This window comes from Candidatus Campbellbacteria bacterium (assembly GCA_034521025.1).
Taxonomy (GTDB): domain Bacteria; phylum Patescibacteriota; class Minisyncoccia; order Phycocordibacterales; family JAXHMZ01; genus JAXHMZ01.
The window spans coordinates 31,596-47,325 of sequence record JAXHMZ010000003.1 but is presented as its reverse complement, the minus strand read 5'-3'; the positions used below and the strand labels follow the sequence as shown (position 1 = coordinate 47,325).

Annotated in this window: 22 protein-coding genes; 16 read left to right on the top strand and 6 right to left on the bottom strand. The window is 43.0% G+C overall.

Annotated elements, in window-relative coordinates:
• The first annotated feature begins 150 nt into the window (after positions 1-150).
• The 9 genes from U5L75_00920 (at position 151) to U5L75_00880 (ending at position 7,035) form a co-directional block, all read left to right on the top strand.
• Positions 151-1,275: a hypothetical protein gene (locus U5L75_00920; protein MDZ7726127.1), complete on the top strand. Its 1,125-nt coding sequence runs from the start codon at positions 151-153 to the stop codon at positions 1,273-1,275.
• Between the two features lie 95 nt (positions 1,276-1,370).
• On the top strand, positions 1,371-1,934 hold the full coding sequence (locus U5L75_00915; GenBank protein MDZ7726126.1) for a hypothetical protein: 564 nt from the start codon (positions 1,371-1,373) through the stop codon (positions 1,932-1,934).
• A 70-nt stretch (positions 1,935-2,004) separates the two neighbouring features.
• Positions 2,005-2,595, top strand: a complete 591-nt coding sequence (locus U5L75_00910) for a hypothetical protein (protein MDZ7726125.1) — start codon at positions 2,005-2,007, stop codon at positions 2,593-2,595.
• Between the two features lie 75 nt (positions 2,596-2,670).
• Complete coding sequence (locus U5L75_00905; GenBank protein MDZ7726124.1) at positions 2,671-3,861, top strand: hypothetical protein; 1,191 nt, start codon at positions 2,671-2,673, stop codon at positions 3,859-3,861.
• 84 nt (positions 3,862-3,945) lie between these two features.
• Positions 3,946-4,611 (top strand): hypothetical protein, encoded by a 666-nt coding sequence (locus U5L75_00900; protein MDZ7726123.1) that lies wholly within the window; start codon positions 3,946-3,948, stop codon positions 4,609-4,611.
• Positions 4,612-4,826: 215 nt separating this feature from the next.
• The gene (locus U5L75_00895) at positions 4,827-5,345 is read left to right on the top strand and encodes a hypothetical protein (GenBank protein ID MDZ7726122.1); all 519 of its coding nucleotides are present in this window, start codon (positions 4,827-4,829) and stop codon (positions 5,343-5,345) included.
• Positions 5,346-5,458: 113 nt separating this feature from the next.
• Positions 5,459-6,028: a hypothetical protein gene (locus U5L75_00890; GenBank protein ID MDZ7726121.1), complete on the top strand. Its 570-nt coding sequence runs from the start codon at positions 5,459-5,461 to the stop codon at positions 6,026-6,028.
• Positions 6,029-6,152: 124 nt separating this feature from the next.
• Complete coding sequence (locus U5L75_00885; protein ID MDZ7726120.1) at positions 6,153-6,575, top strand: DUF296 domain-containing protein; 423 nt, start codon at positions 6,153-6,155, stop codon at positions 6,573-6,575.
• A 64-nt stretch (positions 6,576-6,639) separates the two neighbouring features.
• Entirely contained in the window at positions 6,640-7,035 is a 396-nt protein-coding gene (locus tag U5L75_00880; protein MDZ7726119.1) for a TspO/MBR family protein, read from the top strand.
• 68 nt (positions 7,036-7,103) lie between these two features.
• Here the strand turns inward: U5L75_00880 and U5L75_00875 are convergent, their stop codons facing one another.
• Complete coding sequence (locus U5L75_00875; GenBank protein MDZ7726118.1) at positions 7,104-7,982, bottom strand: hypothetical protein; 879 nt, start codon at positions 7,980-7,982, stop codon at positions 7,104-7,106.
• A 228-nt stretch (positions 7,983-8,210) separates the two neighbouring features.
• Here U5L75_00875 and U5L75_00870 point away from each other — a divergent pair, with 228 nt between their 5' ends.
• Positions 8,211-8,558 (top strand): hypothetical protein, encoded by a 348-nt coding sequence (locus tag U5L75_00870; GenBank protein MDZ7726117.1) that lies wholly within the window; start codon positions 8,211-8,213, stop codon positions 8,556-8,558.
• A gap of 65 nt (positions 8,559-8,623) precedes the next feature.
• On the opposite strand, the gene U5L75_00865 is transcribed toward U5L75_00870, so the two are convergent.
• Together U5L75_00865 and U5L75_00860 are read right to left on the bottom strand one after the other, a co-directional pair.
• Positions 8,624-8,998, bottom strand: a complete 375-nt coding sequence (locus U5L75_00865) for a FaeA/PapI family transcriptional regulator (GenBank protein ID MDZ7726116.1) — start codon at positions 8,996-8,998, stop codon at positions 8,624-8,626.
• 104 nt (positions 8,999-9,102) lie between these two features.
• Positions 9,103-9,675: an NAD(P)H-dependent oxidoreductase gene (locus tag U5L75_00860; GenBank protein ID MDZ7726115.1), complete on the bottom strand. Its 573-nt coding sequence runs from the start codon at positions 9,673-9,675 to the stop codon at positions 9,103-9,105.
• Between the two features lie 89 nt (positions 9,676-9,764).
• Between U5L75_00860 and U5L75_00855 the strand changes: the two genes are divergently transcribed.
• The 3 genes from U5L75_00855 to U5L75_00845 all read left to right on the top strand — a co-directional run bounded on the left by U5L75_00855 (position 9,765) and on the right by U5L75_00845 (position 11,034).
• Positions 9,765-10,076 carry a helix-turn-helix domain-containing protein gene (locus U5L75_00855; protein ID MDZ7726114.1) on the top strand — a complete coding sequence of 104 codons (312 nt, stop codon included), beginning with the start codon at positions 9,765-9,767 and terminating at the stop codon, positions 10,074-10,076.
• A complete protein-coding gene (locus U5L75_00850) occupies positions 10,077-10,691 on the top strand; it encodes a DNA-3-methyladenine glycosylase (protein MDZ7726113.1) in 615 nt (204 codons plus the stop codon). It begins immediately after the preceding gene.
• 142 nt (positions 10,692-10,833) lie between these two features.
• Positions 10,834-11,034, top strand: a complete 201-nt coding sequence (locus U5L75_00845) for a cold shock domain-containing protein (protein ID MDZ7726112.1) — start codon at positions 10,834-10,836, stop codon at positions 11,032-11,034.
• 32 nt (positions 11,035-11,066) lie between these two features.
• Here the strand turns inward: U5L75_00845 and U5L75_00840 are convergent, their stop codons facing one another.
• Both U5L75_00840 and U5L75_00835 read right to left on the bottom strand, forming a co-directional pair.
• On the bottom strand, positions 11,067-11,918 hold the full coding sequence (locus U5L75_00840) for a lysyl oxidase family protein (GenBank protein MDZ7726111.1): 852 nt from the start codon (positions 11,916-11,918) through the stop codon (positions 11,067-11,069).
• A 27-nt stretch (positions 11,919-11,945) separates the two neighbouring features.
• Entirely contained in the window at positions 11,946-12,389 is a 444-nt protein-coding gene (locus tag U5L75_00835) for a MarR family transcriptional regulator (GenBank protein MDZ7726110.1), read from the bottom strand.
• 200 nt (positions 12,390-12,589) lie between these two features.
• Here U5L75_00835 and U5L75_00830 point away from each other — a divergent pair, with 200 nt between their 5' ends.
• Both U5L75_00830 and U5L75_00825 read left to right on the top strand, forming a co-directional pair.
• Positions 12,590-13,018: a hypothetical protein gene (locus U5L75_00830; protein MDZ7726109.1), complete on the top strand. Its 429-nt coding sequence runs from the start codon at positions 12,590-12,592 to the stop codon at positions 13,016-13,018.
• 2 nt (positions 13,019-13,020) lie between these two features.
• Entirely contained in the window at positions 13,021-13,899 is an 879-nt protein-coding gene (locus tag U5L75_00825; GenBank protein ID MDZ7726108.1) for a hypothetical protein, read from the top strand.
• Here U5L75_00825 and U5L75_00820 read toward each other — a convergent pair.
• Complete coding sequence (locus tag U5L75_00820; protein MDZ7726107.1) at positions 13,896-15,014, bottom strand: YibE/F family protein; 1,119 nt, start codon at positions 15,012-15,014, stop codon at positions 13,896-13,898. The two genes, U5L75_00825 and U5L75_00820, sit on opposite strands and share 4 nt — an antisense overlap.
• Positions 15,015-15,061: 47 nt before the next feature.
• On the opposite strand from U5L75_00820, the gene nth reads away from it, so the two are divergent.
• On the top strand, positions 15,062-15,718 hold the full coding sequence (gene nth, locus U5L75_00815; GenBank protein MDZ7726106.1) for an endonuclease III: 657 nt from the start codon (positions 15,062-15,064) through the stop codon (positions 15,716-15,718).
• Positions 15,719-15,730: the final 12 nt, after the last annotated feature.

Sequence of the window (15,730 nt, the reverse complement as noted above, 5' to 3'; positions counted from 1 at the left end):
GGTCAAACTGGCAGATTGACTGATTTAAGATCAAGTTTGCTTGTGCTGTTTTTGTATACTAACGTCATAGTAGTTAAACCTCGATTCTTCGCGGCGAACCGGATAACTTAGTGTAGAAAAATACTTATTTCTGATATCATTAGATTGAATATGCTCAAAATAAATGATCTTCTGTTATTTTTTGGCACCACTTTTGTATTTGCTGTGTGGGTTATGGTCGGCTGGCCTCAATTGGGTCAAAATCCGTCATTTCCCCCTGAGGTCAAGCGAGTGCAAGCGGCGAGCGCGTTTGTACAAGGTGGTGGTGACGGACACCACAGAAACGGTACGGTAGACGCAACGTTTGCAACAGGCGCTACCGCCGATAACGTTATTGTCGTTATATGCAGTAGCGATACGAGTACGACGTTTACAATCCCTAGTGGTTTTACCGAGATTCGATCTGATAACAACACGGTTCCTTCGGTGGTGAGTTACTATACTGTTGCCTCGGGCGGTGAAACTACGTTTACTTGTAACAATAACGCTACATCAGCTACGCATGCAATGGCTCTGGAGTATAGTGGTCTGGATACGAGCGACTTGGTGGACACCACCTCGTCCGCGACCGGAACGGGGAGCGGAGTGTCATGTCCGAGTGTTAACCCGGGTACGGAAGATCATCTATATATCACGGCGGCACACATAAATGTAGACGATAATTTTGGCGGTTCCTGGAATAATTCCTTTACAGAACGGATTGATCAGAACACAGGCAAAGGTCCGGGACGCGATAGAGTGCTCAGTGGAGTTGCCGATCTTCGGGCAACCGGCGCTCAGTCGAGCTCAGCGACAGTAGGAAGCAGTGGAGATTGGCTCTGTCAGACCATTGCTCTCAATGAGCCCGTTGCCACAGTTATCTCGGTATCGGTGAGTGACGGAGCGGTGTCATACGGACTCGTAGAAACAGGAACCACTGAGAATACTCTCAACCTGAGCGATACTCAAACGATCACTAATGAAGGAAACGTGAATGAAAATTTTGAAATAATAGGCCAAGACACGGCTTGCCCATGGACACTTGCCACGAGTGCCGGAACTGACCAGTACGTGCATGAATTTAGCACTGACAGCGGCACAAACTGGACCTATATCACTACGTCGTATCAACAGCTGGCCACAAATGTGCCTGCTTCTGGAACACAGGATCTGGACCTGCGTATCACAGCGCCAAGCTCCACCTCGTGCGATTCAGAGCAGAATGTCGACGTAACGATACGAGCAACCGAATCCTGAGCTTAACCGTTGTGGATAACAAAAATTTGAGATTGCTGTATTATGTATTATGTAAAGCATAAAGCGAATATAGTTTAAAAATAAGTAATAATAGTATGGAGAGAATATCAATATCGAGTTTATTAGGAGTGATGGTAGTTGCCCTATTGGGCGTTGTTGTATGGAGTGGCGCAAACGCCCAAGATACAACGACTGTTACCGCCACTGTGCAAGCCGAGGAGATCTCAATATCGGTTGCTGACGGAAGTATTGACTACGGCATAATAAGTGCGGGAGAAAAAGAAGATACGACAACGGACGGTATAGACGCGACCGCAACCGGTGTGAATGACCTACAGACGGTAACAAACGAAGGTAACGTAGCCGTGGATGTGGATATACAAGGACAGGACGCTTCTGGTACGGGATCAAATGATTGGACACTGTCCGCCACTGCTGGGACAGACGCGTATGTACATAGGTTCTGTAATAATACTGACAATGACTGCACGACAGATGACACGAGCTATGATGATCTGACAACGAGCTATAAGTCTCTAAAGACGGGCGTAGCCACGGCTAGTACGGTTGATTTCCATCTCGAAATCCAAACTCCTACGAGCTCAAATGACACTGATCAGAAGAATGCTGATATGACATTGCGAGCCAGCGCTAACTAAATTTATTTTGTCTAATAGTATAAAAAGCAGAATACATTACTTAACTTCTTGGCTGCTACTAGTTGCCGTAGTGGCTATCCTATTTCTAGCTATTTTGATTCCGCAGTTTGCTAGCGGCACCGTAGGGGTCGGAGTAACTACCGGTAAAATAAACTTGGACGAGCCGGTACGCCAAGGAAGCCTGAACACCATTCCCTCTGTAACTGTGGTCAATACTGGCGATGAGTCTGCCGAATATACAGTTGGGGTAGGATATCTCCAGGGACAAGAAGAACTTCGAGCTCCCGAAGAATGGTTTACTTTCACGCCTGGTGTATTCCCTCTCGAGCCCGGTGAAACACAGCGAGTTGATGTAAAGCTCGATTTGCCGGTGCGTGACGTAAAACCGGGAGACTACTTAGCTTATCTCGAAGCAGAGCCGGTTGACCAATCCGGCGAAGGAGGCGCAACTAGTATCGGTGTAGCGGCAGCGACCAAGCTATATTTCACCGTAGCACCTGCGAATATATTCCAGGGACTTTACTACAGGGGTCTTTCCATCGTAGAAACACATAGCCCTTGGTCGTATGTGATTCTTGTTGTTTTGCTAGGAGCGATTATCGTTGCGCTATTGCGCAGGTATGTTTCTTTTGAATTTGGTGTAAAGATGAAGCAAAAATAGATCGTTATCTTTTGCTTTATAGCTCTCGGAGTCACCCGTGGGCGAGTTATTTGTTGTAAGATAATCGGGAAGAGAATGAAGGCACTAACAACAAAATTTCTTTTATATACCTTTATTGCGGCGACCTGCGTTGTTGCCGTTTATTTTTTTGCGTTCTCGGCACTTGCTGACACGGCAACTATTGAGTCCAAGGTTAAAATCGGCATATGCGGTAATAATGTAAGAGAAGGAACTGAAGAATGCGACGGATTAAACCTCGGCGGAAGGACGTGCAAAAAAATGGGGTTTGAAGAGGGGCTGTTATACTGTAACTCCGACTGCACGATCAACACTTCACAGTGTACCGGCGAAAGCGAACCGGAAGGATCCTCTGGATCTGGAAACGGTACTATAGATATCTTCGGTTTTGGAATGAACAGACCAACAGAATCAGAAACCGCGATAGATGATAACGGAGAAGGAATTACCCAACAGTGGGAGCGTGGCTATGACTTCCCTTTTGTTACAGAAGAAATAGAGCGATATATAAATCCAAACTTAAAAATAAATACCGACGCAAACACTGAATCAGAAGAAATATCACATTTTTTCCAAACCGCCCCTCTAGATATTCCTACTTTACGCAATAATTCATCCGAACGTTATGTAGAAAGACACAATGACCCTCTTAGCCTACCAAAGGATCATTCTGGTTTGTTGGTTAGGAGTGATTCACCCACTCTCGGTAGAGAGGTACCAGAGGATGGTTTTCGCGCTATTATCGTAAAGATACCGGAAGAAGCCACAAAAGAGAGAGCTGTTACAGTAGATGCGCTAATACCTGAAGAAAACGCAATAGAGCAAATTTTAAATGTACATACACCGACAAGCGATCTATCTCTTGTTGAAAATGGTCTTTTTCGCGTTGAGGCGATAGACAGCAATGGAGCGTCCATTCAGTCATTTGATAACCCTATTGAGATCACTCTGTTCGTGCCTACGCTCAGGCCGCTCGCGGATCGAGAAAATGTAGGGGCCTATTATTTAAACAACAATACTAAGGATTGGGATAAAGTATCAGATGTAACATTCGGCGCGCGAACGGCAACGTTTTCTGTCGACCACTTAACCTATTTTGCACTCTTTGAATCGGGCGCGAAATCAGGCGCAGAACAAGTTTCTCCTGATACAACAAAGGAGCAAGATAATTTTCTTCTTATTATAGTTACGATCTTGTTGTTACTCATTTGTTTGTCTATCTACCTCTTTGTAAAATTCAGGCTATAAATAGATGGTGTATTCACAAAGTAATAGTCTGCTGAGTTTGTTTCTTTAATATTTGGTATACTAAAAGGATCTAGCAAGGCTTTTATGTACTCAACAGAAGAATTAAAACTCAGCGTGGATGATCCAACTAAAGACACGCTCGACGTTGGGACGCTTGACGCTCTCAAACTTGAGGTAGACAGGTGTATGATGTTTAGTGGGTTTGAGCGTGGGGCATCGTTAGATGGAGACAAGGTCAAAGCAATTGAGCATAAAGAAGGAGAAGGAAGCGCGAAAAAAATTGAAGAAAAATTAAAAGAGATAGGTCACCCTGTCAATTTATTTGAGTTCAAATATCACGAGTGGTACCCCTTGGGTTACGCGGGAGCAATTCTGCTCACTGCCACTCATTTGTTTTCCTGGACGACTGAAGATATCGAGGAGCTTGGAGCGATTGGCCTAAAAAACTCATTTTTTAAATCTATTATATTTAGGTTTGCCTCTATGGGCGGTATCTATAAAGCCGGTCCAAGTGCGTGGAAAAAGGTATATGACGCGGGAGAATTGGTCGGAGTGGAATTGTCTGAAGAAGAGCGCTTTCTTACTATGGATCTCTGTGACTATCGAAATCACTTGGCGGCGGAGTATTACCACAAAGGATATTTTGAGAAAATGGTAGCACTCGGATCGGGCTCAGAGGAGGCGCATATGGAAATTTTGCAATCGATACATAGAGGAGACGATCGATACAGGTATAAGTTCACGTGGTAATAAAATCAGTCAACCTGCCAGGTTGACTGCGAGTTTGCTATTGACATATATCAAGTTATTTGCTATAAACATCCTCGGTGTGCGATATTTTGTACATTTACATTTACCACGAATAGACTCTGATGTATATTTACCTTTGGAGGTGACAGCTATTCGCCGTAGCTTGGCATAAGCGACTAAACTCACGTTTCTTGCTTGAAAGAAGGTATTCCGATATGCAACGACTGTTTGCGCTTTTGATCCTCGTGGCGATGACCTTTGGTGGCGTTGCTTTCAGTCAGGCGACTTCCACGCCCGTCCAGGACGGGACCGGTTGGAATAACGCGCGCCTGACTCTCGCTGTACAAGGCCAGACGCCCGATCAGGTAGAGTTTACGGTTCCCGCGTGGACTCTTGTTCTTGATTCCGGAGCCCTTGCACCGGGACAGCAGTTTGACGTTGTTGTCCCGATCACGAACACTAGCGATCGTCCCATCCTTGTAAGCGATGTCCTGAACGAAAACTCAGCAATCTCTTACAATGAACATCCTGCATACGGTTCGTACTTTGTAGTAGCAAACCCTGGTTCTCAGCAGATTCCTGCCAACACGATGCAGAACAGGAGCTACACGGTAACGATCGTTGCGAACAACGGACTTGTACCAGGTGATACGAACGACCAAGTAACGATTTACTTCACGCTACACGCCACTGGAGTTAACAGCGGCGTGGGTACGCAGACATTTGGTCAGTGAAGTACTGAACCGCGCTTGCTACTAGGTGTTTTGGGGAGGAGAATTTCTCCTCCCCTCTTTAATGGTTCTTAAAGAAAGGAGATAATTTGCGTAACGTCATTGTGATACTGCTTGTGAGTTCCCTGTTTGGATTTAGTTTTGCCCAAGAAGGCGATTCGGAAGATCCAAATAGTGGTATGCCTTCGGGCGTCTCGATTACACTCAATGATCCCAACGCAGGAATTGAGTTTGAAGTTGCAGAAGAGCTGTATCTCTCCCCCACTTTCATGGAGGCAGAGATCTCGGATGACGGAACGACCGCTAATCTGAGTGTTAGCGTTTCGAGCAGGATCAGCACAGAGGTCGAAGTACGAGCGCCGCACGAAGATCTACTGGTTTCAGGTGACAAGCTTGTACGCATACGCGCCGGTAGCAGGATCGGAGTCTCGTTTACGGCGTACGCTCCTCACGAAGGAACTGTTGAGTTCGTAAACACCAACGGCGAAGTCGTAGAGACGATCAACTACGTCGTTACGAAAGGACGAAGTTATCGCCAAAGTGTATCCGCAAACGTGAGTCACGAAGGCGATGTGTCTGCTCGTTACGGCATTCGGTTCGATGACGGATATGGCTTCAATGTCAATGTGTCTCGCGACGAAGAAGGCGACGTTACGGGAGGCGTCTCGGGAAGTTATTCGTGGTAATTCTACATACAATATCCGCGCTGTTCAGATAGTAACAGCGCGGATTTTTCTTTTTTAGATAAAGCTTTGGGCGGTAACTATAATTGATTTTACGGATATTTTAATAATTTGATAGACTGAGTTAATGAAACGTATAAGAACGTCAGAAAGTTTTATTCTTATTCTTGAGCGAGGAGAAGAGTTACATTCGACGCTTGAGAAGTTCGCGCGAGAAAATGAGCTAAGCGGTGCCTGGATCAGTGGACTGGGAGCAACCGATGATCTCGCGATCGGACTCTATAATTTTGAAGATCGCGAATACGTATGGAAAGAGTACAAAGAGCCGCTCGAGATCCTGAATCTTACCGGGAACCTCTCGATCGTTGAAGAGGAGTCGGTCTGGCACATACACGGCACATTTTCAAATAAAGAGCTTAGTGCTATCGGAGGTCACGTAAAGCGCCTTGTTGTAAGCGTAACGTGCGAGCTTCATATTACGCCTACCGACTCCTCACTTACTAGAAGACTTGATGAAGAGACGGGTTTAAAATTATTAGACGAAAAATAGTGCTTTGACTTATTTGGTGGCACTGTTGTAGCTTACAAGCATTAAGATGCGGTATAATTAAGTAATGGAAACGATCACTTGGTATCAAACTCTAATTAAGCCCGAGTGGGCTCCGCCAACTTGGATATTCTCACCTGTCTGGACACTGCTATATATCATTATAGCCATCTCTTTTGGCTATGTAATTTATTTGTATTTTAAGGGAAAGATATCTCTTGCAACACTTTCTCCTTTTGTGCTCAACTTGGTTTTTAATTTTGCGTTTGTACCAGTTCAGTTTGGTTTAAGGAGCAACGTTTTAGCCTCTATAGATATTATTCTTGTGCTTGTAACTCTAATTTGGGCTCTGTACGTGATCTACAAGCACGCTCCTTGGGTGTCTTACGTAAATATCCCTTATCTTCTCTGGGTAACATTTGCTACTATTCTGCAACTAACCATTACTTTTTTAAACTTTTAATTTTAATTTGTAATATAAAAAAACCGCCCATGTCGTTGACACGGGCGGGACGAATTCAAAGGTACTAACTATTTCTCTACATCGATATCGATTCCTGTCACTTTAATTCCAGGATTAACTCTTCCGATCTCTTCATTCAGTTGTTCAACTAGTTCAGCGTGGCTTACGTTTTTTAGTTCTTCCAGTGTGTACTCACTCAGCACATGTTGTACCGCTTGTTCTGTGCGTAGCTCTGACACCACGTCATCGCACTTAAGTTTTTCTAGGTGCTCAAGAGGAAGGCGCCAAGTGATTGTGTATGTTCTGAGTTTCTGAAGTATGTCTGACAGTTTTTTGCATAGATTCCTACCTACAAGCTTGAGAAGAGGGTTCTTCTCAAGCTCCCGAAGTGCATCGGCGAGAGCGTTACCCGCTTTGAAATTATCAGACTCGAGTTCCAACATGGTCTCTCTCAAGTAGCTAATTTCTTGTTCTTCCCTCTCGCGACGCCTCTTCACGTGCCGAGAGTTCTTATAGAGTTCTTCGAACTCAATAGAACCCTCGATGTATTTGAGCAACGTTAGCAAATCCACCAGGAGAGTGTCTTCCGGCAATCCCTCTGGTGGCTCGTTTGTAACGTAATGTCCGGATCGATGAGTGATCATCAATCCGAAACTTTCCTCAAATCCTCCTTGCGAGAAGTTGCGTACGTGCCTCGGGATACCTCTCTCCACCCAGAGTTTGTCGTCATTCCACCAGAACTGAACGAACTCTGTATCGCTCGGTTCTCTATGCAGTTCACGGAAAGCGAGTATTCCGCTAGTTCCCGAGTCGGGAGCGAAACAAAACTGTCTGTAAGTTTGCCCGACCGGCGGGAAAACGCCTGCTTTGGATGTGCTTCCATAATAGATCCTTGGACCCAGACAATTGAGAATCGCTTCACCATTATGTACCTTTTTAATGTGCATTTTCTCCTCCTTGGCATCGCCAAGAAATCGGAGTGTCTCGCATCACGAGAACTCCTTAGGCAGACATCCCCCTGCCTCGTTGGGGTGGAAACATCGTTTCCTCACAGCATAATAACCTAAAAATAATACATTGTCAATGTTTCGTAATGGTTAGATCCAAGGTATCAAAATAATTCAATTTGTTGACTAAGAAGTTGCGCTATAGTATATAAAAGTGGGAGGTAGCTGATGTCAGAGGCCGTACAAGGGATCCTTTATGCCCACTTTGAGACTGGAACTGAAGGAGTGCTCTGGGCTCTTTCTGAAGACAATAAGTCCGGCTATGACGCTCTTCATCTGATAGAGGAAGGAGATTTTCTAACTATTTTTAACCAAGATGGACAGGTCATTTTCAGCAACTGGATCGTTAAGGATACCGAAACCGGCAAGAGAGCGCGAGGGTTTGGCTCAGATATAGAACAACAATCCGCTGAAGGTCTGTGGATACATTGGATACAGAAGGGTTGGGTCCCTGATGACTGGGCCGCTCTATTCCTCTCTGAGAAAAACCGCGCCGAGCTCGTTAAATCAGAATAACTGAAACGTCGCAATGAGGCCCAACTTGGGCCTTTTTAAATGCTTCAATCTATAGATTGAAGCATTTAGCGAGTAAGCTTATACAGTACGCTTCGTCCGGCTTTTCCTACTTGCTCAATTTTTCCTTCATTTTCCAATTCTTCGAGATATCTGTAGGCGCTAGCTCGCGATACATCCAAAAGGTCTGCCACATTATTAGTCTGGACTGTTTCTCTACTCTTTCTGAGATGTTCGACTATCTTTTCTTTGCGGTTTTCTTTGACTAAAGCTATCTTTTCGTTGAATCCCTCGAAAGATGATCCTTCATTGATCTGCTCGTCCATTTCCCTTTTTGATCTGTCCAGATCGAGTTTTAATTCTAAAATTTCCTTCTTTCGTAACCACCAAGCTACAGTAAAACCAAGCCACAATGAAACTATAACGGTTAATATTATTTGCATTGGCTAAATGATACCACTATTTTAAATAGAACAAGAGAGGTCAACCCGGGCCGGGTTGACCTCTCTTTAAAAAAATCTTGCTGTTTCAGTTTACGTATTTACATTTAGTTCAATTCTGCTCTAATGTCTTTCATTTTATCGGCCCAGAACACCAGGTTGTCTAATAGCGCTTCCGCTTCTTGTTCTTGGTTTTCGTTAAACTGGTATTCTCCACTTTCATTTAGTCCGTTCCAGTAGTTTGGGATCAATATTTGATCTCTCAGGTCGTACATCTTTATTTCTCCGGCTACTCCTCGCAAGTGCTCTACCGCTCGAGCTCCTCCGGCAAGAGATCCGTAGCTTATGAAGCTCGCCGGTTTGTAATTCCATTCGTTGTACAAGAAATCGATCGCGTTTTTCAACACTGGAGAAAAGGAGTGATTGTACTCAGGAGTAACGAAAACAAATCCGTCCGCTTCTTTTATTTTCTCCGACCACTCTAATGTATGCTCTTTAGAGTACTCTCCGGACATAGGAGATTTTTCTTCATCTAAAAAAGGCAGATCAATCTCTTTTAGATCAAGTAACTCAGCGTTCACGCTTTCTCTATTATTGGCTAATTCGAAGATCCAGTTTGCTGGTTGGATATTAAAGCGGCCCGGGCGGCTAGAGCCAGCTATGATCTTTATGTTTATCATATGTACTTATTTATTTTGCGGTGCTAATCTATAATTAGCAGCGTACTATTAATACTACAAATTCTATAGTACTATAAATTTTATAGCAAATGAGAACAAAAGAAGCACAAGAGAATATCTGTGTTGACTGCCTAAGACTACTAGGAGATTTTTGGACGTTGAGAATAATTGACGCGCTTAAAAAGGAGCAAAAACGTTATTGTGAGATCCAACGAGCAACTGATAATCTCAACCCCGTAACTTTGACAGACAGACTGCAAAAACTAGAAAAAGCCAGGATCATTGAACGTATTGAAGACTCTGAGGGTAAGATCTCGGTGGCATATCGCTTGACCGATCTCGGTAAAGAAACTCTTCCGGTATTAAAAGAGATAAACAAATTTTCCGAAAAAATAACCTGAATGTCTGTAAAGAAGAAAGATACAGAAAAATACAAAGAGTTTTTTATCGAGTCCGACTCTACGATGAAGCGGCTCGCCCTAAAGAACGGTATGCCTCTTTGGCGGGTTGATGATAATTATTTTCGCTCGCTTGTTGAGTCAATTATTGGCCAGCAAGTATCGGTTAAGGCCGCCCAAACTATCAACGAAAGATTTCTTGCTTTATTTGGAGGAGAGCACTTTCCTACCCCAGAAAAGGTTAATTCAATAACTGAGAAAGAAATGTACAAAGCGGGAGTTTCTCCGCAAAAAGCTTCATATATAAAAGGGCTCGCGGAAGCTTTTACTGAAAACACGATCGAGTTTGAAAAATTTGAGGAAATGAATGACGAAGAGATCATTAGAACGCTGACGCGAGTTAGAGGGATAGGTCGCTGGACTGTGGAAATGTTTTTGATATTTTCACTTGGAAGAGAGGATGTTTTCTCTTTTGCCGATAAAGGTCTTTTACAAGCTATGCAAGAGAATTATGGTAAAAAGAAACAGATCAAGACAGACGACTTGGAAAGAATTGTTAAAAAATGGAAACCGTATCGTAGCATAGCTTCTCTCTTACTTTGGGAGAGCGTAGATTAGAAATTTGTGCTTTACTATTGACTTTTTGCTCCGGAAATGACAGGATAAAGATATCAACTCAGCCCAGAGACGTAGAAGCATGGTTCGAGTTTCCCACTCCTGCCGCTGTATTTGATCATTATAAAAAAGTATTTTTACAGTTATGCAAGAAGGAACTATCGCAGGACTGACTGACAAAGGCTTCGGCTTTATCAGTCGCGAAGGAGAAGACAAAGATCTTTTCTTTCATTCCAACGAGCTCCAGAACGTAGAGTTCGACGAGCTTCGCGAAGGTGACAAGCTAACGTTTGAAGTAGCCGAGGGTCCGAAAGGATTCAACGCGGTCAACGTTAACAAAGCCTAATAAAAGCCCCTCCAACCGGAGGGGCTTTTTTGTTACTCAGAATTTACCACTGAGATGTATCCGTTTTCTTTATCCAGAATGAATTCTTTTGTTGAGATGTTGTTTTCATAGCTCACTTCGCTTAATTCATTGTCCGGATTATATTCAACTCGGATTATGTATCTGCCGCTTGGAAGATCGTCCACGTTTATCTCTTGGCCGGGAATGGTGTAGTCATATGTATCTCCCCACCCTACAGATACCCCCTGCAGTTCCTCTTCGCAATAAAAATAAGTTGAATTGTCCGGTGCCTCCTCAAGCATAAGGTTATGCGTATCTCTATCGCGGGCACAGAATCCCGCTTTTTCTTTTTCTAAAGTAATATCGGGATCATCAAGAGATGTTATTGTGTATAAAGCAAATGAGTCATAGTGAAAATGTTCGTGTGAAGCATGCCACTTAAAGGCACCCACTTTTTTATCAGAATATCCGCCGTCCTTGCGGTAGATTCGCTGGTCTACCTGCCAAACCTCTTCGTTGTCTTCCTTTGAATCTATCTTTTCTATTCCAACGAGCTCAAGCACGCCCGGACCTTGGTTCCAATAAGAAGAGCTAAAAACCAGTAAAGCCTCTCCTTCTCTTTTTTCTAGTGCTAACTCGGAAGGATTCAAGGCCACTATGTCCGGTAGTTTTTCCGGAGTTTCTTTTGTTTTTTCTGGCGGTGCTTTTTCCTTTTCGGTCTCTACTATTTCTATGTTTTTAACTTCTGTGTTCGTTTGACTCTCGTCGGTTGTACTAGTTGTACTAACTGATCGCGTAACATCGGTTGAGAAAAATACTAGAGCGAGCGCAATTGCACCTAATATAGTAAACAATACAAACCTCTCCCTTCTTTCAGTTTCCATATTTAATATAGGTCTTTCTTGAAAAATCTATATATGCTTCTCGGAAATTTTCTCCAAAACTTTAAAGTAGTACTCTGTTTGCTTGGCCGGAATGTCACTAAAGAAATCCTGAATTACACTTTGAACTTTTTTCTCTGTGCTTTTTATGAAATTTTTTCCTTTTTTGGATAAAGCAACTCGTTTACGTCGGCTGTCGCTTGAGTCCATTTTTATTGACACCCAGCCTTTGTTTTTGAGATTGTTGACGACAATGGTTATTCTGGGTGCGGTTACGCCGGCGCTTTCAGCTAATTCTCCGAACAATAGAGGCTCATCGGCGCTTTCAAGCGCTCCTAAAATAGCCCAGTCGGTGGCCGAGATATCTGATTTTTCCAATGCCTCATTTATTTTGGTCTTTACCATCCTGTATGCCTTAGACTGAAGAAGACTTATGTCGTATGAATTGTGTTGTTTTATGTTTTTTGAACTCATATAAATTGTGTGATGGATGATTTATCTTCACGAATTAGTGATCTTCTCGTGTACCTCCAGGGTACAACATTTTCTTGATATTAAAAACATCAATGCTGTTGCGCGATCGTTAAAAAATATGAAAATTAGTCCCCAAAGACTCTATATTGTTAATAGTTTGACATTGCGACAACAAAATTGCTTGTGTACAATGTAGAGCAATGATAGGAGGAATAAACAGTCCAGAAGATCCTAATCCATTTGAGGGAGATCTCAACAAAGATCTTAGGAACAACGAGGACCCTAACAAAAACGGAGACGAAAAAGCTCCTTCCGAAGAGGCTCGCAAGCGTCTGGATGAGTTGTTTGAAGAAGAAAGAAAACGTTTTAGTCCTGAAGAAAACCAAAGTACGGAAAAACGCCCAGAAGAAAATACCGCTTCTGAATCCGGTGAAAGTGATGTAGGTAATGTAGAAGGAATAAATTTTATTAAAGGCACTGGAGAAGAAGGGGTAGAAAATGACGATTTGGACGAGAACCAACTAAGAGAACTAGAAGAGGGATTGAAGGGTGCTGACATTCAAATAGAGGTTAATCCGGATAGCCCAGATGAAAATAACGAGGGGCGACCAGAAACGTCTGGCCAATAGATATGCCGAGAGAACTGTTTATAAATACTATTCAGGGCTCTTATCAAGCCGAGCCTTCGGGACGTAAAATGGTCATTTTTGGTCGTAACGGCGTTATTGGCGACAGAATAAAAGCAAGACTTGAAGAAGAAGGACACGAGGTAATGTTGATTGCCTCGCCTAAGATCGAATCAGTAACGGAAGAGATGTTTAAGGACATCGATACTTTTTTTATTCTGGCTTACGATCTTGAGCCGATAGATGTTCATATCGGTAGTTCAGAATTTTTAAAAAAAGTGAGAGAGAAGGCATTGGTCGCCGGAGTTTCCAGAGGTGTGCTTTTAGAATCTATCACTACCTCTAAACCAAATCAGCCTGTGTACAGAGATGTGCTTGCGCGCGCCGAATCTTTTCTCTCAGACAGTGCGATACCACTAACCTCGTACAGAGCTTCTTTGTTGCTTGATGTGGATCTTTTGTTAGCCAAGTCTATATCTTCATACGTGGCCGACGACGTGTCTCCCCTTTTGCCGGACGAAGCCAAGGAGTTTCAATGTCAGCCAATACTTTTAAAGGAAGCTGTAGAATTTATAGTTAGAGCTGTAGATCATGAGATCGAGAGAACTTACAGGTTTGACTTGGGCGGAAATGATAAGATCAGCTATCAAGAGTTTGTAGATCTTTTTGTAGAAAAAGAAAGGCGCAAAAGTCATACTTTGGGATTTTCTCCGCTACCAAAGCGTGAACGTTTGGCAAGTCTTTCTTCCGATGAACATACCGCTTGGAATGTTTTTTTGGAAAAGACGACGACTGATATGACGGTTGACGAGGAAAGGGACGCTAGAAAGCACTTCTCGGATATTAAAACCACACCATTAAAAGAGGCTATTAATTTGATCTAATGGTGATGGGAGTGCCCTTCGAGTGTTTTGTCTTCTTTGTTTATCAAAAGTATGGCAAACCAGGTTGTTAAAGGAACGGCTATGATAAGTCCGATAGATCCGACAAGAGTTCTAACGACTTCTACGGCAAAAATTTCACGATTGATCAGCAGTAATGGCGAAAGATCCGAAAGTGAAAATAATAACAATAAAGGCAGTGACGCACCTGCGTAAGCCAAAGCCAAAGTATTAACCAACGCGCTTATGTGTTCTCTTCCGACCCGCATAGCGCTTGTGAATAACTCACTCCTAGATAGTGAAGGATTGGCGAGTTTCAACTCCCCTGTGAGCGCGGTCTGAGTAATGGCTATATCATCTAGAACACCAATGGCGCCGATTATTATTGATCCCAATAAGATCCCCGATAAATTAAGAGCGCCATCCGTATTTATGTTGAGGTATATTGCCGCGTCCGTGCCAAAACCAGAAAGGTTGGCTGTTGTTACGGCAATTTGAGCTAATACTGACGCTATTATCAACGTGGTGGTTGTCCCCAAATAGGCTGCTACGGTTGAAGGACTGAATCCGTGAGTAACAAACATTACTATTGCCATGATCACTATGGAAAAAAGAACGCTGGTTAAAACCGGAGGAGCCCCCGAGAGAAGCATTGGTACTAGAAGCGTAAATATTACAACAAAAACTCCAACTAATGACAGAAGAGGACGTAGACCTCGCCATCCCGCGAACAAAAGAAAGGTTGCAACAAAAATTACTGCAAAGATAGATAAAACACCTCGCCTATCAGGCTCGGCTACAGAATATATTTCTTGTCCGTCGTTAGTTTGCAAATAGTTTACAAAAATTACATCTCCCTGATCTAACTTTATGTAATCATTGGTGAATTGCACTCTGTCGCCTTCTTTGTCTTTATTGAGGATCTTTACGACTATTTCTTGAGATATATTTTCAACGTCTGTGCCTTCTACTTCTATGGTTTCTTCGTTTATGATCTTTATAATACGTGCTCTGTATACTTCTTCAGTTTCTTGCTGAAGTTCTTGCGCGGATATACTGGAAACTGTTATTAAAAAGAAGGTGATGATCAAGAGTGGTAGCAGAAAAATTTTTCGCATACAATAATTGTTGCACAACGGGTTTGTAATGTCACAGTCAATATACCATGAATAAAAATAGCGAAGACCTGAAAAGGCGGAAGGAAATATCGCGTATAGTGATCGCTGAGTTAAGTCGCTTGTATCCAGAAAAACTAGAAACGCCCTTAAATTACTCTAAAAACCACGAACTTCTTTTTGCGGTAATTTTATCGGCTCAAACTACGGACAAAAAAGTAAATCAGGTTACGGAAAAATTATTTAAAAAATACAACACATTAAACAAGTTCGCTGAGGTCTCCGAAGAGGATCTGCGAAAGGATATTTTAGAAATCGGGTTTAGCCGAGCTAAAGCAAAGTACATTCGTGACTCGGCTCGTATTATCAAGAGTAAATTTAAAGCAAGAATTCCAAAGAGTATGGAAGAACTTACCTCCCTACCCGGAGTCGGCAGAAAGACCGCCAACGTTGTTCGCGGGCATCTTTTTGGTGAGGTTGATGGAATTGCAGTGGATACACACGTTCTGCGCTTGGCGAGAAAATTTGGTCTGGTCAATACCAATGACCCCGAGATCGTCGAGAAAGAGTTGATGGATCTTTGGCCCAAAAATGAATGGTTTGACATTTCTTATAAACTTAAAGCGTACGGACGTGAAATTAGTCCGGCTCGCGGTAAGTCCACCGATCCTATTTCCGCGATTTTGGCTAAGAAGGGATTAATATAAGGCCATTGTTGT